This is a genomic window from Pantoea sp. Fr-CA_6 (assembly GCF_024520895.1).
GTDB classification, from domain to species: Bacteria; Pseudomonadota; Gammaproteobacteria; order Enterobacterales; family Enterobacteriaceae; genus Pantoea; species Pantoea agglomerans.
On sequence record NZ_JALNPO010000002.1, the window covers coordinates 171,966 to 192,474 of the forward strand.

General features: G+C 55.5%; 19 protein-coding genes and 1 tRNA gene. 2 read left to right on the plus strand and 18 right to left on the minus strand.

Going from position 1 to position 20,509, the window contains the following annotated elements:
• From mrdB to leuS, 8 genes are all read right to left on the minus strand, one after another.
• The gene (mrdB, locus tag NR201_RS03925; RefSeq protein ID WP_010258973.1) at positions 1–1,113 is read right to left on the minus strand and encodes a peptidoglycan glycosyltransferase MrdB; all 1,113 of its coding nucleotides are present in this window, start codon (positions 1,111–1,113) and stop codon (positions 1–3) included.
• Positions 1,114–1,121: 8 nt separating this feature from the next.
• Positions 1,122–3,026 carry a peptidoglycan DD-transpeptidase MrdA gene (mrdA, locus tag NR201_RS03930; protein ID WP_010258971.1) on the minus strand — a complete coding sequence of 635 codons (1,905 nt, stop codon included), beginning with the start codon at positions 3,024–3,026 and terminating at the stop codon, positions 1,122–1,124.
• A gap of 34 nt (positions 3,027–3,060) precedes the next feature.
• A complete protein-coding gene (gene rlmH / locus NR201_RS03935) occupies positions 3,061–3,531 on the minus strand; it encodes a 23S rRNA (pseudouridine(1915)-N(3))-methyltransferase RlmH (protein WP_010258969.1) in 471 nt (156 codons plus the stop codon).
• Positions 3,532–3,534: 3 nt separating this feature from the next.
• A complete protein-coding gene (rsfS, locus tag NR201_RS03940) occupies positions 3,535–3,852 on the minus strand; it encodes a ribosome silencing factor (protein WP_010258968.1) in 318 nt (105 codons plus the stop codon).
• Positions 3,853–3,944: 92 nt separating this feature from the next.
• The gene (nadD, locus tag NR201_RS03945; RefSeq protein WP_256844556.1) at positions 3,945–4,589 is read right to left on the minus strand and encodes a nicotinate-nucleotide adenylyltransferase; all 645 of its coding nucleotides are present in this window, start codon (positions 4,587–4,589) and stop codon (positions 3,945–3,947) included.
• Positions 4,582–5,613 (minus strand): DNA polymerase III subunit delta, encoded by a 1,032-nt coding sequence (gene holA, locus NR201_RS03950; RefSeq protein ID WP_154209650.1) that lies wholly within the window; start codon positions 5,611–5,613, stop codon positions 4,582–4,584. The genes nadD and holA overlap by 8 nt, the downstream gene beginning before the upstream one ends.
• Entirely contained in the window at positions 5,610–6,209 is a 600-nt protein-coding gene (gene lptE, locus NR201_RS03955) for an LPS assembly lipoprotein LptE (protein ID WP_010258965.1), read from the minus strand. Before lptE ends, holA begins: the two co-directional genes overlap by 4 nt.
• Before the next feature lie 14 nt (positions 6,210–6,223).
• Positions 6,224–8,806, minus strand: coding sequence for a leucine--tRNA ligase (leuS, locus tag NR201_RS03960; protein ID WP_256844555.1), 2,583 nt, complete (start codon positions 8,804–8,806; stop codon positions 6,224–6,226).
• Between the two features lie 222 nt (positions 8,807–9,028).
• Here leuS and NR201_RS03965 point away from each other — a divergent pair, with 222 nt between their 5' ends.
• Positions 9,029–9,511 carry a zinc ribbon-containing protein gene (locus NR201_RS03965; RefSeq protein WP_010258963.1) on the plus strand — a complete coding sequence of 161 codons (483 nt, stop codon included), beginning with the start codon at positions 9,029–9,031 and terminating at the stop codon, positions 9,509–9,511.
• Positions 9,512–9,569: 58 nt separating this feature from the next.
• Here NR201_RS03965 and NR201_RS03970 read toward each other — a convergent pair whose 3' ends face one another.
• The 9 genes from NR201_RS03970 to miaB all read right to left on the minus strand — a co-directional run bounded on the left by NR201_RS03970 (position 9,570) and on the right by miaB (position 18,988).
• Positions 9,570–10,295, minus strand: a complete 726-nt coding sequence (locus NR201_RS03970; protein WP_010258962.1) for an amino acid ABC transporter ATP-binding protein — start codon at positions 10,293–10,295, stop codon at positions 9,570–9,572.
• Positions 10,296–10,973 carry a glutamate/aspartate ABC transporter permease GltK gene (gene gltK / locus NR201_RS03975; RefSeq protein ID WP_010258961.1) on the minus strand — a complete coding sequence of 226 codons (678 nt, stop codon included), beginning with the start codon at positions 10,971–10,973 and terminating at the stop codon, positions 10,296–10,298. It lies immediately after the preceding gene.
• Positions 10,973–11,713: an amino acid ABC transporter permease gene (locus tag NR201_RS03980; RefSeq protein ID WP_010258960.1), complete on the minus strand. Its 741-nt coding sequence runs from the start codon at positions 11,711–11,713 to the stop codon at positions 10,973–10,975. The genes gltK and NR201_RS03980 overlap by 1 nt, the downstream gene beginning before the upstream one ends.
• A gap of 280 nt (positions 11,714–11,993) precedes the next feature.
• Entirely contained in the window at positions 11,994–12,890 is an 897-nt protein-coding gene (locus tag NR201_RS03985; protein ID WP_010258958.1) for an amino acid ABC transporter substrate-binding protein, read from the minus strand.
• 440 nt (positions 12,891–13,330) lie between these two features.
• The gene (gene lnt / locus NR201_RS03990; RefSeq protein WP_256849391.1) at positions 13,331–14,854 is read right to left on the minus strand and encodes an apolipoprotein N-acyltransferase; all 1,524 of its coding nucleotides are present in this window, start codon (positions 14,852–14,854) and stop codon (positions 13,331–13,333) included.
• 4 nt (positions 14,855–14,858) lie between these two features.
• Complete coding sequence (gene corC / locus NR201_RS03995; protein ID WP_008925004.1) at positions 14,859–15,740, minus strand: CNNM family magnesium/cobalt transport protein CorC; 882 nt, start codon at positions 15,738–15,740, stop codon at positions 14,859–14,861.
• Between the two features lie 82 nt (positions 15,741–15,822).
• On the minus strand, positions 15,823–16,296 hold the full coding sequence (gene ybeY / locus NR201_RS04000; protein WP_022626053.1) for an rRNA maturation RNase YbeY: 474 nt from the start codon (positions 16,294–16,296) through the stop codon (positions 15,823–15,825).
• On the minus strand, positions 16,293–17,354 hold the full coding sequence (locus tag NR201_RS04005) for a PhoH family protein (RefSeq protein ID WP_010258952.1): 1,062 nt from the start codon (positions 17,352–17,354) through the stop codon (positions 16,293–16,295). Before NR201_RS04005 ends, ybeY begins: the two co-directional genes overlap by 4 nt.
• A gap of 209 nt (positions 17,355–17,563) precedes the next feature.
• A complete protein-coding gene (gene miaB, locus NR201_RS04010; RefSeq protein ID WP_010671281.1) occupies positions 17,564–18,988 on the minus strand; it encodes a tRNA (N6-isopentenyl adenosine(37)-C2)-methylthiotransferase MiaB in 1,425 nt (474 codons plus the stop codon).
• A 172-nt stretch (positions 18,989–19,160) separates the two neighbouring features.
• Here miaB and ubiF point away from each other — a divergent pair, with 172 nt between their 5' ends.
• Entirely contained in the window at positions 19,161–20,333 is a 1,173-nt protein-coding gene (gene ubiF / locus NR201_RS04015) for a 3-demethoxyubiquinol 3-hydroxylase (RefSeq protein WP_167432721.1), read from the plus strand.
• A 99-nt stretch (positions 20,334–20,432) separates the two neighbouring features.
• On the opposite strand, the gene NR201_RS04020 is transcribed toward ubiF, so the two are convergent.
• Positions 20,433–20,507: transfer RNA gene (locus tag NR201_RS04020), tRNA-Gln, on the minus strand.
• Positions 20,508–20,509: the final 2 nt, after the last annotated feature.

Consider the following 20,509-nt stretch of genomic DNA (forward strand, 5'->3'; position numbering starts at 1 on the left):
TTAGACACTTTTAGATAACATTTTTCGGTGAGTGTGGATCGACATCACAATGCCAAATCCCGCCATAAGCACGATAAGCGCGGAGCCGCCATAACTGACCAGCGGCAGCGGCACGCCAACTACCGGTAAGATACCACTAACCATGCCAATGTTAACGAAAACATAAACGAATAAAATCAGCATTAAACCGCCCGCCATTACCCGGCCAAAGGTGGTCTGCGCCCGTGCTGCCACCACCAATCCCCGCATGATCAGCAGCAGATAAAGGGCCAGCAGCAGCAGCACGCCAACCAGGCCTAACTCTTCGGCCAGAACCGCAAAGATAAAGTCAGTATGACGTTCCGGCAAAAACTCCAGCTGAGACTGGGTGCCCTGCAGCCAGCCTTTACCGCGCAGACCTCCTGAGCCAATAGCAATTTTCGACTGGATAATGTGATAACCCGCTCCCAGCGGATCTGTTTCCGGGTCGAGCAGCATCATCACGCGGTCACGCTGATAATCGTGCATCAGGAAAAACCACAAAATCGGGATAAAGGCGGCGACCAGCAACACGGCTACGCCAATCAGTTTCCAGCTCATACCCGAGAGGAACAGCACAAACAAGCCGGAGGCGGCAATCAGAATTGAGGTGCCGAGATCGGGCTGTGCCGCCACCAGCAGGGTGGGCAGGAAGATCAGAATCAGCGCAATGCCGGTATTTTTCAGCGTTGGCGGACAGACATCGCGATTGATAAAGCGCGCCACCATTAAAGGCACCGCTATCTTGGCAATCTCAGAGGGCTGAAAACGCACAAAGCCGAGATCGAGCCAGCGTTGAGCGCCTTTACTGATCTGCCCAAAGGCATCCACCGCCACCAGCAGAATGACGCAGACAATATAGAGATAGGGCGCCCAGCCTTCATAGACGCGCGGCGGTACCTGCGCCAGCACAATCATGATGACCAGCCCCATCGCGATCTGACCGAGTTTACGCTCCATCATGCCGGGGTCCTGACCACTGGCGCTCCAGATCACCACAGCGCTGTAGGTCAGCAGGCCGAGAATGATCAGCATAAACAGCGGATCGATGTGGATGCGCATCCAGATCGAACGTTTCTGCGGACTATCTTGCATCGACATGTTTATTCACCTTCATAACCGGGCGGCACAGGAGCGGCGTCCGGCAGGACTGTATTGTTATCACCCAACATAATGTGATCCAGAATCTGGCGCATGACGGTGCCGACAGCCGGACCGGCGCCACCATTTTCCAGGATAATGGTCACGGCGACCCGAGGTTTGTCATAAGGGGCAAACGCGGTCATTAATTTATGGTCGCGTAATCGTTCAGCAATTTTATGGGCGTTATAGGTTTCGTTCTCTTTCAGGCCAAAGACCTGAGCCGTACCGGACTTAGCGGCGATTTTATAGGGCGCATCGGCGAAGCTCTTGTGCGCGGTGCCGTTGGGCCGGTTCGCCACGCCATACATGCCATCTTTGGCAATTTCCCAGTAGCCGGAATGGATATCACCAATCGGGGCTTCAGGCGGCTGGCGATAAGGTACCAGGGTACGGCCTTCGCGGGTGGCGCGCAGCATATGCGGCACCTTGACGACGCCGTCGTTGATCAGAATCATCATCGCTTTGTTCATCTGCAACGGCGTGGCGGTCCAGTAACCCTGTCCGATCCCCACCGGAATGGTATCGCCCTGATACCACGGCTTTTTAAAGCGTCTCTGTTTCCAGTCACGGGTCGGCATGTTACCGGCGCTCTCCTGCGGTAAATCGATGCCGGTACGGCTGCCGTAACCAAATTTATTCATCCACTCCGACAGCCGGTCGATACCCATGTCATAGGCAACCTGATAGAAGAAGGTATCGGCAGACTCTTCCAGCGCTTTGGTGACGTTCAGACGTCCGTGGCCCCATTTTTTCCAGTCGCGGAAGCGTTTTTCTGAACCAGGAAGTTGCCACCAGCCGGGATCAAACAGGCTGGTATTACGGTTAATCACGCCAGCACTCAGGGCAGAGACCGCCACATAAGGTTTAACCGTCGAAGCCGGTGGATAGGCAGCCTGAATCGCACGGTTATAGAGCGGGCGGTTTTCATCTTCCAGCAGGCCGCGGTAATCCTTACTGGAAATACCGTCGACAAACATGTTGGCGTCATAGCTTGGCGTTGAGACCATGGCGAGGATTTCGCCGGTGCGCGGATCGCTGACCACGACGGCCGCGCGACTGCCCGCCAGCAGGGTCTCGACATATTGCTGCAGTTTGAGATCGATAGTCAGATAGATATCACGGCCTGCCTGAGGGGACTCCTCATGCAGCTGGCGAATGACCCGGCCACGGTTGTTGACCTCAACCTCTTCAAAGCCGGTTTTGCCGTGCAGCAAATTTTCGTAATAGGCTTCAATGCCCAGCTTACCGATGTCGTGCGTCGCGGCGTAGTTAGGCCATATGCCCTCTTTGTCGAGGCGTGCAACGTCACGATCGTTGATTTTTGAGACGTAGCCGACCACATGCGTGAGTGTGGCACCGTAAGGGTAGTAGCGGCGCTGGTAACCTTTAACTTCCACGCCGGGGAAGCGGTACTGATTGACCGCAAAGCGCGCGACCTGCACGTCATTCAGACCGGTTTTAACCGGGATAGAGGTGAACCGACGCGAGCGTTTACGCTCTTTCTGGAAGTTTTCGAGGTCGTCGTCAGTCAGCTCAAGAATCGGGCGTAAGTTTTCCAGGGTCTGTTGCAGATTATCAACTTTTTCCGGAACCAGTTCTGCCTGATAAATAGTGCGGTTCAGCGCCAGCGGCGTGCCGGTACGATCGTAAATTATGCCGCGGCTGGGGGCCACAGGCACCAGTTTGATACGGTTCTGGTTGGAGCGGGTGCTGTAATCATCAAAGCGAAGGATCTGCAGGTGGTAAAGGTTAACCACCAGTACTGAAGAGAGCAGTAAGATACCGACGAAGGCGATAAAGGCCCGACGGACAAAGAGTTTCTGTTCGGCGCTGTAATCGCGAAAGGCGTTGCTTTGTAATTTCATCCGCTACTTGTCATGTCTGATGTGGGCTGATCGGTCATTCACGATGATAAGGATGATTTGTCGTTATGCTCCAGGCCCGATACAGACTTTCGGCTACCAGCACGCGCACCAGCGGATGGGGCAACGTCAATGCTGACAGTGACCAGCTCTGCTCTGCCGCCGCTTTACAGGCGGGGGCCAGGCCTTCAGGCCCGCCAATCAGCAGGCTGACGTCGCGACCATCCAGCTTCCAGCGTTCAATCTGCTGTGCCAGTTGCGGGGTTTCCCACGGATGACCAGGAATATCCAGCGTGACGATGCGATTGCCTTTGCCGACCGCCGCTAACATCGCTTCACCCTCTTTTTCAAGAATGCGTTTGATATCAGCATTTTTACCGCGTTTACCTGCGGTCACTTCGGTCAGCTCAAGCGGCATATCTTTCGGGAAGCGGCGCAGATATTCCATAAAACCGGTCTGCACCCAGTCAGGCATTTTCGTGCCGACGGCAACAAGTTGCAGTTTCACCGATTAGCCCCAGAGTTTTTCCAGCTCATACAGCTGGCGACTCTCTTCCTGCATCACATGCACGATGACATCACCCAGATCGACCACGACCCAGTCTGCCGCGCTTTTACCTTCAATGCCTAATGGCATCAGGCCTGCTAAACGCGACTCCTGCTCTACGTGTTCTGCGATCGAAGTCACATGACGCGTGGAGGTGCCGGTGCAGATGATCATGAAATCGGTGATGCTGGATTTGCCCTGAACGTCGATGGTGACAATGTCCTGGCCTTTGAGATCATCAATCTTATCAATAACGAACTCTTGGAGTGCTTTACCTTGCAAAAGGTTCCCCTTGGAATCTGGTGGTAACGAGCCGGCTGTAAGCCCGGAGAGTGCAGCCAAAAAATTAAGCGGCGTAGTATAGCATGCCCGGATCAGTCGCGATATAAGCCTTCGCGGTCGATATAATCGATAACCGCAGCGGGCAACAGATCGTCGCAGGACTGATTCTGGTGGCGACGGCGGCGAATTTCAGTGGCCGAAATGTCATAGAGAGGGGTGTCCGCCAGCCAGATATGGCCTGCGGGCTGCTGATGCAGCTGCCGGATATCCTGAGCGAGGTGTTGCTCAAGCCAGCGCTGCATGTCAGGCGAGTCGAACCGGGTCGGATAGCCGGGGCGCTGGCACACCAGCAGATGGCAGAGTGACAGCAGATCCTGCCAGCGATGCCATTTTGATAAGCTCAGCAATGAATCCTGACCAATAATAAATCCCAGCGGCTGCTCTGCACCGCGCTCGGTGCGCCAGGCTTCCAGGGTGGTCACGGTCCAGGACGGCGTGTCGCGTTCCAGCTCCCGGGTATCGATCTCAAACAGCGGCAGGTCGCGGATAGCGCAGCGCAGCATAGCAACCCGCTGGGCAGCGCTGGCTTCCGGTTGCGGACGATGCGGCGGCACATTGTTGGGCAGCAGCGTCACACGCTGCAGGCCGGTCTGTTGCGCCAGCGCTTCGACCGGGCGCAGATGGCCAAAATGAATCGGATCAAAGGTGCCGCCAAACAGTGCGTGTAACTCAGACATGGGCAAAGCTCGTCGGAAAAGCACGACTGCTGAGCAGCAGCGTCAGGGTCTGTAACTGCGGCCACACCGGCTGTCCATAATCCTGCTTCAGGGTGATCTCAATCTGACTCAGCAGATGAATGGCGCGTTGCAGACGCGTGGCATCCAGTCGTTGCAGCGCGTCGGTAAACAGCGCGCGGCGGTTCTGCCAGATGCGCTGCTGATCCATCAGCGTACGCAGCGGCTGCGCTGTCTGGTGGCGTTGCAGATGCAGCAGCGTCAGCAGATCACGCTGCAGCGTACGCAGCAGTATCACCACTTCGCTCTCTTCTTTCTCCAGCTGATGCAGAATATGCAGGGCGCGGCGGCTTTTTCCCGCCAGCAGGGCATCCACCCAGTGGAAAGGAGTAAAGTGCGCGGCATCACTGACCGCCTCTTCAACCCGGGGCAGGGTCAGCTTGCCGTCGGGCCACTGCAGCGAGAGTCGCTCCAGCGCCTGCGCCAGCGCCAGCAGATTGCCTTCATAGCAGTAACACAACAGCTGCACGGCCGCGTCATCCACCGATAATTTCAGCGCCTTAGCGCGATTAACGACCCAGCGTGGCAGTTGCGCCTGTTCAGGCGTCTGACAGGGCACCAGTACCGCAGAGGCGGACAACGCTTTAAACCAGGCGCTGTTTTCCTGCGCTTTGGTCAGCTTCGCCATCCGGCAGATCAGCAGAATATCGGCGTGCAGCAACTGCGACAGCTTAACCAGCTGTTCTGACATCGCGGCGTTGGGGCCATTATCGGGGAATTGCAGCGTCATGGTCTGACGCTGAGCAAACAGACTCAGTGACTGGCAACTGACGAACAGGCTCTCCCAGTCAGTCTGTGCATCCAGCGTAAAACTAAAATGTTCTTCGAATCCCTGCGCGGTTGCGGCGACGCGAATCGCATCTGAACTTTCCTGCAGCAGCAGCGGTTCGTTACCGGCTAACAAATAACAGGCGCGCAGCCCCTCACGGAGCTGCGCGCTGAGTTGCTCAGGATAAATCCTGATCATTGCAGGCTGGTAGCAGAGGAAGTGGGCGCTTCCTGTGAACCCTGACCCGGCACCGGAATCACTGACGCCGGTAAGGTCTCTTTGCTGTTGATCTGCGCGGCGTGTACCGTCAGCAGTTTACGTACCAGCTGTTCAGCAGCACGCTGACGCATCTCCTGCGTAATCAGATCCTGCTCGGCATCTTTTGCCAGCGCAGCGTTCGGGTTATCGAAGAATGACCGATAAACCGTGGTGCTGATAGGATAGATACCTTTGCCCGGCAGCAGCACCTGCGCCGTGAGGGTCATCACCAGCTGATACTCGGCAGTGGTGCCGCTGATAAAGACCGAAGCCGTGTTACGGCCCGAGGATTCAGGCCCCAGGCGCAGCGTTGGAATATCCGTGCGATTCTGTTTGCTGTCTTCAACAATTTTGACATCGTTGATACGCAGCTGCTGACGCACAGTACGCGCCAGCGGCCCATAAGGATCGCCGGTTGAAACAATCAGGGTTTTCAGTTCGCTGGGCACCTGAGTGGTGCCGCGCGGATGAAAACCACAGCCAGCGGTGATCACCACCGCCAGCATGACAAACAGCCTGATAATCGGATGTCGCACAGTTCCTCCTGAACTTAACCTACGACCAGGTTAAGCAGTTTGCCCGGTACATAAATGACTTTACGGATAGTCACGCCGTCCAGATACTTCGCTACCAGATGCTCCTGCGCAGCGCGTGCCTGAACCTGTTCCTGTGTTGCATCGGCTGGCACGGTGATTTTACCGCGCACTTTACCGTTAACCTGAACCACTACCAGCAGCGAATCTTCAACCATAGCGGCTTCATCCGCAACCGGCCAGCTCGCTTCATCGATAGTGCCTTCGCCACCCAGCGTCTGCCACAGAACATAGCAGGCGTGCGGGGTAAACGGATAGAGCAGACGGACGATGGCCAGCAGCGCTTCCTGCATCAGGGCGCGATCCTGCTCGCTTTCCTGCGGGGCGCGTGCCAGTTTGTTCATCAGCTCCATGATCGCCGCAATGGCGGTGTTGAAAGTCTGACGACGGCCAATATCATCCGCCACTTTGGCGATGGTTTTGTGCAGATCGCGACGCAGCGATTTCTGCTCGTCATTCAGGCTCTCCACATCCAGTGGCACGGTCGCACCTTTCTGTGTATGCTCGAAGACCAGCTTCCAGACACGTTTCAGGAAGCGGTTCGCCCCTTCAACGCCCGACTCCTGCCACTCCAGCGTCATATCCGCCGGTGAAGCAAACATCATAAACAGACGCACGGTATCCGCGCCGTAACGCTCAACCATCAGCTGTGGGTCGATGCCGTTGTTTTTCGACTTCGACATTTTGCTCATGCCCGCGTAGATCACTTCGCGGCCCTGCGTGTCTGTGGCTTTAACAATGCGGCCTTTCTCATCCCGCTCAACCTCAACGTCAACCGGTGAAACCCAGTTACGCTCGCCGTTGGCACCAAGGTAGTAGAAGGCGTCAGCCAGCACCATGCCCTGGCACAGCAGACGTTTGGCTGGCTCATTGGAGTTCACCAGGCCCGCGTCACGCAGCAGCTTGTGGAAGAAGCGGAAATACATCAGGTGCATGATGGCGTGTTCAATACCGCCCACATACTGATCGACCGGCAGCCAGTAGTTTGCCGCAGCCGGATCCAGCATGCCTTCCTTGTAGCTGGCGCAGGTATAACGCGCGTAGTACCAGGAAGACTCCATGAAGGTGTCAAAGGTGTCGGTTTCACGCAGGGCTGGCTGGCCGTTTACCGTGGTTTTAGCCCACTCCGGATCCGCTTTGATTGGGCTGGTAATGCCATCCATCACCACATCTTCCGGCAGGATCACCGGCAACTGGTCTTCTGGTGCAGGCATAACGGTGCCATCTTCCAGCGTCACCATCGGGATAGGGGCACCCCAGTAGCGCTGACGGGAGACACCCCAGTCGCGCAGGCGGTAGTTCACTTTACGCACGCCCACGCCTTTTGCCGCCAGCGAATCCGCAATGGCGTTAAAACCGGTGGCGTGATCCATGCCGTTAAACTCACCTGAGTTGAACAGCGCACCTTTGTCAGTCATCGCCGCGATGCTGACATCAGGAATGGAACCATCCAGATTCAGGATGACCGGCTTAATCGGCAGATCATATTTAGTGGCAAACTCCCAGTCGCGCTGATCGTGCGCCGGAACCGCCATCACAGCGCCGGTGCCATATTCCATCAGTACGAAGTTGGCAACCCAGACCGGGATAAGCTCGCCGGTCAGCGGATGAACAACAGACAGGCCGGTCGCCATGCCTTTCTTCTCCATGGTCGCCATATCGGCTTCGGCCACTTTGGTATTGCGGCATTCAGCGATAAAGTCAGCCAGCGCCGGATTATTGACCGACGCCTGGGTCGCCAGCGGATGGCCTGCGGCAACGGCAACATAGGTTGCGCCGATAAAGGTATCCGGGCGGGTGGTGTAGACGGTGACCTTCTCTTCGCTGTCAGCCACATCGAAGGTGATTTCGACACCTTCAGAGCGGCCAATCCAGTTACGCTGCATGGTTTTGACCTGCTCAGGCCACTCTTCCAGCGTATCCAGGTCGTTCAGCAGCTCTTCCGCATAATCGGTGATTTTGATAAACCACTGCGGGATCTCTTTACGCTCAACTTTGGTGTCGCAGCGCCAGCAGCAGCCGTCAATCACCTGCTCGTTCGCCAGCACCGTCTGATCGTTCGGGCACCAGTTCACGGCAGAGGTCTTTTTATAGACCAGGCCTTTTTCATACAGTTTGGTAAAGAACCACTGTTCCCAGCGATAGTACTCTGGCTGGCAGGTTGCCAGTTCACGACTCCAGTCATAGCCAAAGCCCAGCAGTTTGAGCTGGTTTTTCATGTAGGCGATATTGTCGTAAGTCCACGGGGCCGGAGCGGTGTTGTTTTTCACCGCAGCGCCTTCCGCAGGCAGGCCGAAAGCATCCCAGCCAATCGGCTGTAGTACGTTTTTGCCGAGCATACGCTGATAACGCGCGATTACGTCGCCGATGGTGTAGTTACGAACGTGGCCCATGTGCAGGCGGCCAGAAGGATAGGGCAACATGGAGAGGCAATAGTATTTCTCTTTACCTTCCTGCTCAGTCACTTTAAACGTTTCGTTTTCATCCCAGTGCTGCTGCACACGGGATTCAATTTCTTCCGGGCGGTATTGCTCTTGCATGGCTGCCTGTGGTCCTTTATGAAAAACATTTTTCTGGCTCTAAGATCCGCATAGCATACCCATAAGGCCGCGTATCAACAACACTTCCCACTTTTGCCGGCACGATTTCTGCCGAAAGCGTCAGAGCCTTCACCCTTTTGTAATTCACTGTACAGACGACACGGCAAAAGCAACATTACGACTAAACTTAGTTCAGCGAGGGTCTGCATAAAGGAGAACAAAATGAATAAAGTGGCTCAGGAATATCGCGAGTCGTTAGCCGTATTGACCGAACGTCTTCGTCAGGGCGATCGTAACCTTGATGAGCTGATTGCCGGGCGACGAAGCCAGTTGCTGGTGCGCGATGATATGACGGAACAGGAGATTGACCAGGCGCTCAGCTCAGTGCGCCGTGATCTGGGCGAGTTTGCACGCAGCTACACCGATGTGGAAGAACCGCTGGCGGACTCACTGTTTATGCGCATCATCCGCGAGAGCGTCTGGAAAGAGCTGGCGGATATCACCGATAAAAGTCAGCTGGAGTGGCGAGAGGTCTTCCAGGATCTGCATCACCACGGGGTTTATCAGAGCGGGGAAGTGGTGGGGCTGGGCAATCTGGTCTGTGAGAAATGCCAGTTCACCCGGGCAATCTACACGCCTGAAACGCTGTCACGTTGTCCGGAATGCGGCAACGACCAGTTCCAGCGTCAGCCTTTCGAACCCTGATAGTGCGGCGTAGCTAAATGAAGCGGGCCACCCTGGGTGACCCGCCTGTTCGTCAGGTTTAGTGCAGAATTTTTGCGAGGAAATCTTTAGCGCGCTCAGACTGTGGATTATTAAAGAAGTCATCTTTGTTGGTGTCTTCGATAATTTTCCCTTCATCCATAAAGATCACGCGATTGGCAACCTTACGGGCGAAGCCCATCTCATGGGTCACCACCATCATCGTCATCCCTTCCTGTGCCAGTTCAACCATCACATCCAGCACTTCGTTGATCATTTCCGGATCCAGCGCGGAAGTGGGTTCATCAAACAGCATCGCGATAGGGTCCATGCAGAGCGCTCGCGCAATCGCCACACGCTGCTGCTGACCACCTGAGAGCTGGCCGGGAAACTTCTCAGCATGGGCGGAAAGACCCACACGCTTCAGCAGCTTCAGCCCTTTATCGCGGGCTGCCGCTTTGTCGCGCTTCAGCACTTTCACCTGCGCCAGAACCAGGTTGTTGATAATGCTCAGATGCGGAAACAGCTCGAAGTGCTGGAACACCATCCCGACCTGGCTGCGAAGCTGCGCAAGATTAGTCTTTTTGTTATTCACCTCGGTGCCGTTCACCGCAATCACGCCCTGCTGAATCGGCTCAAGGCCGTTCACCGTTTTGATCAGCGTTGATTTACCGGAGCCGGACGGGCCGCACACCACCACCACTTCACCGGTTTTGACGTCGGTTGAGCAGTCGGTCAGCACCTGAAAGTGACCATACCACTTAGAAACATTTTTCAGGCTAATCATTTAAACCGTCCTTTTTCTTTTTAGATAGCTGACCAACAGCGATGCGCTCAGGCTGATAACGAAGTAGACAAGACCTGCAAACAGAACCATTTCAACCTGGGTGCCATCACGCTCACCAATGGTGGATGCGGTACGGAAGAAGTCCGCCAGGCTTAAGACATAAACCAGCGAGGTATCCTGGAACAGCACGATACCCTGCGTCAGTAACAGCGGAACCATAGCGCGAAACGCCTGTGGCAGGATGATCAGTCGCATTGCCTGCCACTGCGTCATGCCCAGCGCCAGAGCCGCACTGCCCTGTCCACGCGAGATACTGATGATGCCGGCGCGAATAATTTCAGAGTAGTACGCCGCTTCGAACAGCGAAAAGGCGACCATGGCTGAAATCAGTCGGATATCCGTTTTGGGCGACAGCCCCAGCACCTGCTGCAGAAAACTCGGCACGACCAGATAGAACCACAGCAGCACCATGACCAGCGGCACCGAGCGGAACAGGTTGACGTAAATTTTAGCGAACCAGCTGATGGGCTTAAACGTCGACAGACGCATCACCGCCAGCAGAGTGCCCCACAGGATGCCGAAGACCACGGCGGTAATCGTGATCTTAAAGGTGATCACTAATCCATTAAGCAGATAGGGCAGGCTGGGTGTAATCGAACTCCAGTCAAACTCGTACATTACTTGCCTCCCGCATTGCCTGGCAGCCGGACTTTGCGCTCGACCAGACTCATCAACAACATAATCACCAGGTTAATCGCAACGTAGGCCAGCGTAATGGCGGTAAAGGATTCATAGGCGTGGGCAGAATAGTCGAGCAGTTTGCCCGCCTGCGCCGCCATATCGACCAGACCAATGGTGGAGGCGATAGCGGAGTTCTTCACCAGGTTCAGCATTTCCGAGGTCATCGGCGGCACAATCACGCGATACGCATTCGGCAGCAGCACATAGCGATAGGTCTGCGGCAGGGTTAAGCCCATCGCCAGACCGGCATTCTTCTGTCCACTCGGCAGTGACTGAATCGCTGCGCGCACCTGCTCGCAGACGCGGGCGGCGGTAAACAGGCCAAGACAGATCATCGAGGAGAGGAAGAACTGAATGTTGGGATCCAGCTCAGACTTAAACCACATGCCAAGCTTTTCGCCCACCAGCTCGGGCGCCACCAGATACCAGAAGAAGAACTGGACGATCAGTGGGATATTACGAAACAGTTCGACATAGCAGGTGCCAATGGTCGACAGCAGGCGATTAGGCACGGTGCGCAGAATGCCGAAAAATGAACCCACGCAGAAGGCGATAATCCAGGCGCAGCAGGAGACGGCAATTGTCACCTGAAAACCGGACCACAGCCAGCCGAGGTAGGTCGTGTTACCGAACGGGGCCTGTTCGAGGAATATGCCCCAGTTCCAATCGATACCCATAACGAGCTCCGGAAAAAAAGGGTAGCTAAGCTACCCTGAAGATTGATGAACGGCGTTTTATTTCCTGACTCAGGGGAACGACCCGTGTCAGTCTGTCTGTCCATGCCGCGGTTTCAGCAATCGAGAGGGCAGCCAGGCCGCCCTTGTTATACCCGTCGTCTTTCAGGCTGCATTTTTGTTGGCTACATTCACTCACCCGAATCACTTACCGGAGCAGGCTCATCGGGAGTCATTTTTCTGCTGCCTCAATGCAATCTGAAATCCATTGGGTATTTTGTTGTTAATTCAGTGCTTTATCATTTGGTGTTTTGAACAGCGCTTTCATGTCATCAGAGAGCTCAAAGTTCATGTTCAGGTTCTTTGGTGGAATCGGCTGTTTGAACCAGGTGTCGAACCATTTTTCTGCCTGGCCAGAGGTCTGGGCTTTAGCAATGGTTTCATCCACCAGGGCTTTGAACTGCGGATCATCTTTACGCAGCATGCAGCCATAGGCTTCTTTTGACTGTGGCGTGCCCAGAATTTCCCAGTTGTCCGGCTTTTTGGCTTTGGCGCGTTCGCCTGCCAGCAGGGCATCATCCATCATAAAGGCCACGGCACGACCGGTTTCCAGCGTACGGAAGGAGTCACCGTGATCTTTTGCGCTGATGATGCGCAGATCCAGTTTCTGTTCGTCGTTGAGTTTGTGCAGCAGCACTTCAGAGGTGGTACCTGAGGTCACCACTACGGTTTTGCCTTTCAGGTCAGCGAAATCTTTGATCGGGCCATCTTTCTTCACCAGCAGACGGGTGCCGATAACAAAAATAGTGTCTGAGAAGGCGGCCTGTTTCTGGCGCTCAAGGTTATTGGTGGTCGAGCCACACTCATAATCGTAGGTGCCGTTTTGCAGCAGCGGAATACGGTTTTGTGAGGTGATCGGGATCATTTTGACCTGCAGATCAGGCTTGTTCAGCTTTGCTTTAATCGCTTCAACGATGGCGTTTGAGTAAGCCTGTGAGTAGCCGACGACTTTTTGCTGGTTGTCATAATAAGAAAAGGGAACTGATGATTCGCGATGCCCGACCACAATGACGCCATTGTCATTGATCTTCTTCAGGGTGCCGCTGAGATCTTCCGCCTGGGCCGCTCCCGCCGCTGCGCTGATCAGCAGAAGAGATAATGCCACTTTGCGTAGTTGCATGTTCCAACTCCTTCGTATGAAAAAGGCACAGGATATAACCTGCGCTGATTATGATGTTGTGTCTGTTTTCTGCTGCGTTTCTGCTCATTCTGCGGTTTAAACGGGCGCAGAAGAGTCATTAACATAGCGGATTGTTAACGCAATGAAACAAAAAAGTTTCTTTTTTGCGAGGTGATACGCACCAAAAAAAGGCAATTTTTTCACCCTGCGCGTTAATGGTGCAGCAGCGTCAATTGTTTTGGTGCAACCCGCCCGGCATCAGCGCCTGCAATCAGCCTGTTTGCGAAAAGCAGTGAAACATTTTGCAATCATCGTGCCAGAAAGAGGTTATGGGTTAGAAAGACAGCAGAGTGTGCGGCGTGGGGAGTGAAAAAAACCGGAGAGTCACCATGAAAAAGGCGAAGCACGTGCTTCGCCTTCAGTGAGCACAGGAGGGGAGGTTATCGACGACGGCGCAGGAGTGCTATCACCGCCGCCAGCAGCGTCAGTGACCACACTGGCCAGATGCCAGCCCGCGCATACGGGGTTTCTCCCTGCGTTGGCGTAACCTTGCTGGTCAGCACATCGCGGGTAAACTGCGGCAGCATGGCTTCCACATCACCACTGGCATTGACCACCGCCGTCACACCATTATTGGTGCTGCGCAACAGCGGACGTCCCAGTTCCAGCGCACGCATCCTCGCCATCTGGAAGTGCTGCCATGGGCCGATAGAGTGACCAAACCAGGCATCGTTCGAAACGGTCAACAGGAAGTTGGTGTCGGGATGGAAGTTGGCCCGCACCTGTTCACCCAGCACGATCTCATAACAGATGGCGCTGGTCAGGTTATAGCCCGCCACGCTGAGTTGCGGCTGGAGGTAGTTGCCACGACTGAATGCCGACATCGGCAGATCGAAGAACGGGGCCAGCGGACGCAGCAGATCGGCCAGCGGCACAAATTCGCCAAACGGCACCAGGTGATTCTTCTGGTAACGATTGCCGCTGAAGTAGTTGTACGGCGCTTTACCGCCCAGCACGATTACGGTGTTGTAATCGTGATATCGGTTCTGCTCCAGCCGGGAGTCCACAATGCCGGTGATCAGCGAACTGCCGCGCTCACGCAGTTCGTCATCCAGCGAACGCAGGAACGGCTGCTGATTACTCTCCAGATCGGTAATTGCCGATTCAGGCCAGATAATAATCGGCGCTTTGCCCATCAGCGGCTGACTCAGACCGTTGTAAATGCGCAGGGTAGTGAGCAGCTGCTGCGGATCCCACTTCATCGATTGCGGGATGTTTCCCTGCACCAGCGCCACCTCGACGGCCCGCTCGGGCATTGGCTGAACCCACTGGATGTAGCGCAACGGCCATGGCAATGCCAGCAGCAGCAGCGCTGCTACCAGACTTCTGACGTTGCGCTGTTGCAGGGCATAAGCCAGCAGGCCAGCCACCATCATCAGCAGGAAGGTCAGCGTCTCTACGCCCGCCAGTGGGGCCAGGCCTTTTAACGGGCCATCGATCTGGCTGTAACCAAACTGCAGCCACGGAAAGCCGGTCAGCACCCAGCCGCGCAGGAACTCGGTGATCTGCCACAATGCCGGTGCCGCCAGCGCCAGGCGCCACAGCGTCGTTCGCGGCCAGATGCGATTCAGTACGCCGGCAAACAGCGCCGGGTAGATCGCCAGATAAGCCGCCAGCAGCGCTACGATAAAGACATTGACCGGGCCAGGCATGCCGCCAAAGGTGGCGACACTGACATAAACCCAGTTGATGCCACTGCCGAACAGACCTAAACCCCAGACAAACCCAATGGCGCTGGCCTGCGGGCTGGAGCGGTTAAGAGTCAACAGCTGTAAGCCACACAGCGAGAGCAGTGCAGCGGGCCAGAAATCGTAGGGAGAAAAGGCGAGGGTGCCAAGTGCACCCGTTATTAAAGCCAGCAGCAGGCGAACCCGCTGACGCGGGTAGAGTGAGGCTAAAGCCATAGACTTATTCGTCTTCCAGTTGAGGTTGTGGCGAATTTTCCGGAATAGTCACGTGAACCTGGATGATGCGGCGGCTGTCAGCCATCGCCACCTTGAACTGGTAACCCTCAATCTCGATGCTTTCACCGCGAGCGGGCAGATGACCGAAGCCCTGCATCACCAGACCACCGATGGTGTCGACTTCATCGTCACTGAACTGGGTGCCAAACACCTCGTTGAAATCTTCAATGGCGGTCAGTGCACGCACTGTAAAGGTATGACGGTTGAGCTGACGGATATCACGATCTTCTTCGTCGTCATACTCATCTTCAATTTCACCGACGATCAGCTCCAGGATGTCTTCAATGGTCACCAGACCGGAGACACCGCCAAACTCATCAATGACGATCGCCATGTGGTAACGCTGGGAGCGGAACTCTTTCAGCATCCGGTCGACACGCTTACTTTCAGGCACAACCACCGCAGGACGCAGCACTTTCTCAATGCTGAAAGGCTCAGATTCGCTGCTCATAAACGGCAGCAGATCTTTCGCCATCAGAATCCCTTCCACATGATCTTTATCTTCGCTGATCACCGGGAAACGAGAATGGGCGGATTCGATAATGACATCCAGACACTCTTCGAGGCTCTGATTACGTTTCAGGGTGATCATTTGCGAGCGCGGGATCATGATGTCACGCACGCGCTGCTCCGCAATATCCAGTACCCCTTCGAGCATGTCGCGGGTGTCCTGGTCAATCAGCTCTTTGTTATTCGAGTCGCGGATCAGCTCCAGTAGCTCATCACGGCTTTTTGGTTCACCGTGAAAGAGTTGGTTGATCAACAGGGAGAAAAATCCCTTTTTACTACTGGGTGCATCGCTGTTTTGAGAATGGTCGTCGCTCATGGCGGTTTTTAAAGATCTCTCTGGTGAGGAATGGGTGCTGTCAGTAACCTGTACTGACAGCAGGATTGACTGAATTCAGGATTCAGGCGTCTTCTTTCTCCGAAATGTACGGATCAGGATACCCAAGAGCAAGCATTATCTCGGTCTCCAGCCCTTCCATCTCGTCCGCTTCGTCGTCTTCAATATGGTCGTAACCCAGCAGATGCAGCGTGCCGTGTACCACCATATGTGCCCAGTGGGCTTCAGCGCTTTTACCCTGTTCAGCCGCTTCCTGCTCAACGACCTGGCGGCAGATGATCAGATCGCCCAGCAGCGGCAGCTCAATGCCCGGCGGTGCTTCAAACGGGAAAGAGAGGACGTTGGTCGGCTTGTCTTTGCCGCGATAAGTCAGATTAAGCTCATGACTCTCCGCTTCATCAACCAGACGCACCGTAACTTCGCTTTCCGGCTGAAAAGGGGTGACAGCCGCTGACAGCCAGCGATGAAACTGGCTTTCATCAGGCAGGTCAGCGGTGTTGTCACAGGCGACCTGCAGGTCGAGAATCACCTCGCTCATTTGCTCTCCTGCGTGGCGCTCTGTGCAGCCAGTGCTTCACGTTTACGCTCTTCGGCCTGCTGGTCACGACGGGTCTGATCGGCCGCTTCCCAGGCTTCATAGGCGGTAACAATGCGGGCAACTACCGGATGGCGCACCACATCTTCGCTGTGGAAGAAGTTGAAGCTGATCTCTTCAACGTCCGCCAGCACCTCAATGGCATGACGCAGGCCTGACTTGACGTGACGCGGCAGGTCAATCTGGGTAACGTCGCCGGTAATCACCGCTTTAGAGTTAAAGCCGATACGCGTCAGGAACATTTTCATCTGCTCGATGGTGGTGTTCTGGCTCTCATCAAGAATGATAAACGCATCGTTCAGGGTACGACCACGCATGTAGGCCAGCGGGGCGACCTCAATGACGTTGCGCTCCATCAGCTTTTCCACCCGCTCGAAGCCGAGCATTTCGAACAGCGCATCGTAGAGCGGACGCAGATAAGGGTCGACTTTCTGGCTCAGATCGCCTGGCAGAAAGCCCAGCTTTTCACCCGCTTCGACGGCAGGGCGGGTCAGCATGATGCGGCGAATCTCCTGACGCTCCAGCGCATCCACTGCCGCGGCTACCGCCAGATAGGTTTTACCGGTACCAGCCGGGCCGACACCAAAGGTGATATCGTGGTCGAGCACATTAGCGATGTACTGGGCCTGGTTTGGGGTGCGCGGCTTGATCACACCGCGTTTGGTCTTGATATTGACCGCTTTACCGTACTCCGGCACGCTCTCAGCGGTTTGCTCCAGTACCCGGCTCTCTTTGATTGCCAGGTGAATCTGATCAGGCTCGATATCCGGGATGTCGCCACGCACAGGCGCGGTATCGACATAGAGGGTTTTCAGAATATCTGCTGCGGCATTGACGCAAAGTGGACGTCCTGACAGCTTAAAAACGTTGTCGCGACGATTGATCTCAATGCCCAGACGACGCTCAAGCTGTTTTACATTATCGTCGAAAGGCCCACACAGGCTCATCAGACGACGGTTATCAGCCGGTTCAAGGGCGATTTCACGAGTTTCGATATTCAAACGAATCCTTTGGGTCACTCAGGGCCAGTTATGGGATGTGTCTGACGCACCGTTAAACTTAACCGGATGCACCATAACGAAATTATTTATGCCGTAACGCCTGGGCGCAAGCTTATGGAGAGATATTTGGGCGACACTTTCAGAAAGCAAGTGGTGCAAAGTGAAATTGGCGGCAACGCGATGCGCGCTGCCGCACAGTAAAGCAGGCATCACGGCTGGAACAGACTCACGCCGATTTCATTTTCTTTACGGGTACGGGCGATCACGGACGCTGGGCTTTCCGCCATGCGCAGCCCCATCTCTTCTTCAGTACGCACCAGTTTGCCGCGCAGCGAGTTGGTGTAGACATCGACAATCTCAACATCCACAAAGCGGCCGATCATTTCAGGCGAGCCTTCGAAATTTACTACGCGGTTATTTTCGGTGCGGCCAGAGACTTCCATCACGTTCTTGCGGGAGATGCCTTCCACCAGAATACGCTGCACTGTGCCCACCATGCGGCGACTGATCGCCTGCGCCTGCTGGTTAATGCGGTCCTGCAGGATCCACAGACGCTGCTTTTTCTCCTCTTCGCTGACATCATCCGGCAGGTCAGCGGCGGGCGTGCCGGGACGGGCAGAGTAGATAAAGCTGAAGCTGACGTCGAAATTGATCTCGGCGATAAGCTTCATGGTCTGCTCGAAATCCTGCTGAGTTTCACCGGGGAAACCAATGATGAAGTCAGAGCTGATCTCAATATCCGGGCGCGCCGCGCGCAGCTTGCGGATAATCGCCTTATACTCCAGCGCGGTATGAGCACGCTTCATCAGCGTCAGAATACGGTCTGATCCACTCTGAACCGGCAGGTGCAGGAAGCTCACCAGTTCCGGCGTATCGCGGTAGACCTCGATAATGTCATCGGTGAACTCAATCGGGTGGCTGGTGGTGAAGCGAATGCGGTCGATACCGTCGATGGCGGCGACCAGGCGCAGCAGCTCAGCGAAGGTACAGATTTCACCATCAAAGGTGGCACCACGATAGGCGTTAACGTTCTGGCCAAGCAGGTTAACTTCACGCACGCCCTGCGCCGCCAGCTGAGCGATCTCCAGCAGAATGTCATCGCTGGGACGGCTCACTTCCTCGCCACGGGTGTAAGGCACCACGCAGAAAGTACAATATTTGTTGCAGCCTTCCATGATGGAGACAAAGGCAGTCGGGCCGTCTGCGCGCGGTTCCGGCAGGCGATCAAATTTCTCGATTTCCGGGAAGCTGATGTCGACCACCGGGCTTTTGGTGCCGCGCACGGTGTTGATCATCTCCGGCAGGCGGTGCAGTGTCTGCGGACCAAAAACGATATCCACGCAGGGCGCACGCTGGCGGATATGATCCCCTTCCTGCGACGCCACGCAGCCGCCCACGCCGATAATCACATCCGGGTTGCGCTCTTTGAGTTTTCTCCAGCGTCCCAGCAGGTGGAATACTTTCTCCTGCGCTTTCTCACGAATAGAACAGGTGTTAAGCAGCAGAATATCCGCCTCTTCAGGAACCTCGGTCAGCGTATAGCCGTGCGTACTGTTCAGCAGATCAGACATCTTGGATGAATCATACTCATTCATCTGACATCCCCAGGTTTTGATATGCAGTTTTTTTGTCATCGCGCTAACCATTGATTCAGTGCAGTGAAGTGCGGGGCGCGTATTGTAATGCTTTGATGCTGTTGTGACCAGCCTCAGGGCTTTTCTGCCAGCAATCCGGTTTTCCGGTACACTTTGCTTTATTCAGACCCGTGTTGCGCAGGCTGGCGGGAATAAGAGAGGGACATAAGCAATGCAGGATAATCAGTTTGATGTAGTGATTGTTGGCGGTGGCATGGTCGGTGCGGCGCTGGCATGTGGACTGACGCAGCAACATTTTCGCGTTGCGGTCATTGAGCGTGCCGAACCCGCGCCTTTTGATGCCGACAGCGATCCCGATCTGCGAATTTCGGCGATTGGCTCATCCTCGGTGGGGTTGCTGAAGCAGCTCAACGTCTGGCCACGGGTAGAGGCGATGCGCAGCGCGCCCTATCGCAGGCTGGAAACCTGGGAGTGGCAGACGGCGCAGGTGAGTTTTGATGCGGCCTCGCTGGGGCTGCCCGAGCTGGGCTTTATGGTCGAGAACAGCGTGCTTCAGCGGGCGCTATGGGAGGAGATGCAGTCGCTGGGCGTGACCTGCTATTGCCCGGCCACACTGGAGAACCTGCAGCCAGAAAATGGCGGCTGGCGCATCGACCTCAACGACGGCGTTGCCCTGCATACACGCCTGGTGGTTGGGGCTGATGGCGCGAACTCTCAGGTGCGACAGATGGCCGGGATCGGTATTCATGGCTGGAGCTATGCGCAATCCTGTTTACTGATCAGCGTGACCTGCGAACATCCGGCAGGCGATGCGACCTGGCAGCACTTTACGCCTCAGGGACCGCGCGCATTTTTACCGCTGTATGGCAACCGGGCCTCGCTGGTCTGGTATGACGCGCCTGCAAGAGTCCGTCAGCTACAGGCGATGCCGATGGCCCTGCTGGAAAAAGAGATAGCCAGCCACTTCCCGGCGCGGCTGGGACGTTTTAAAGCCCATGCGGCGGGCGGCTTCCCGCTGGTGCGGCGTCACGCTTCACGGTATGTCCTGCCAGGACTGGCGCTGGTCGGTGATGCCGCGCATACCATTAATCCGCTGGCCGGGCAGGGCGTGAATCTGGGCTATCGCGATATTGATGCGTTGATTAATGTGCTGGTCAGCGCACGCGGTGCGGCGGAGGATTGGGCATCCGAGCGCGTATTGCAGCGCTATCACCGGCAACGTCGTAAAGACAATATGCTGATGCAGGGCGGTATGGATCTGTTCTATTTTGCCTTCAGCAATCAGCTGGCACCGCTGCGGTTTGCACGTAATCTCGGATTGATTGCCGCCGAACATTCCGGGGTACTGAAGCGGCAGGTATTGCGCTACGCGCTGGGGTTATAGCAGATTGCGCATGTTGGCTCGCCGCACGGCGGGCCTGCAATCAGGAAGGGGAACGACAAAAACAACAAAGCCCGCAAAAGCGGGCCAGGTTGTGCAATTTGGCTGGGGTGCAGGGATTCGAACCCCGGAATGCTGGTATCAGAAACCAGTGCCTTACCGCTTGGCGACACCCCAAT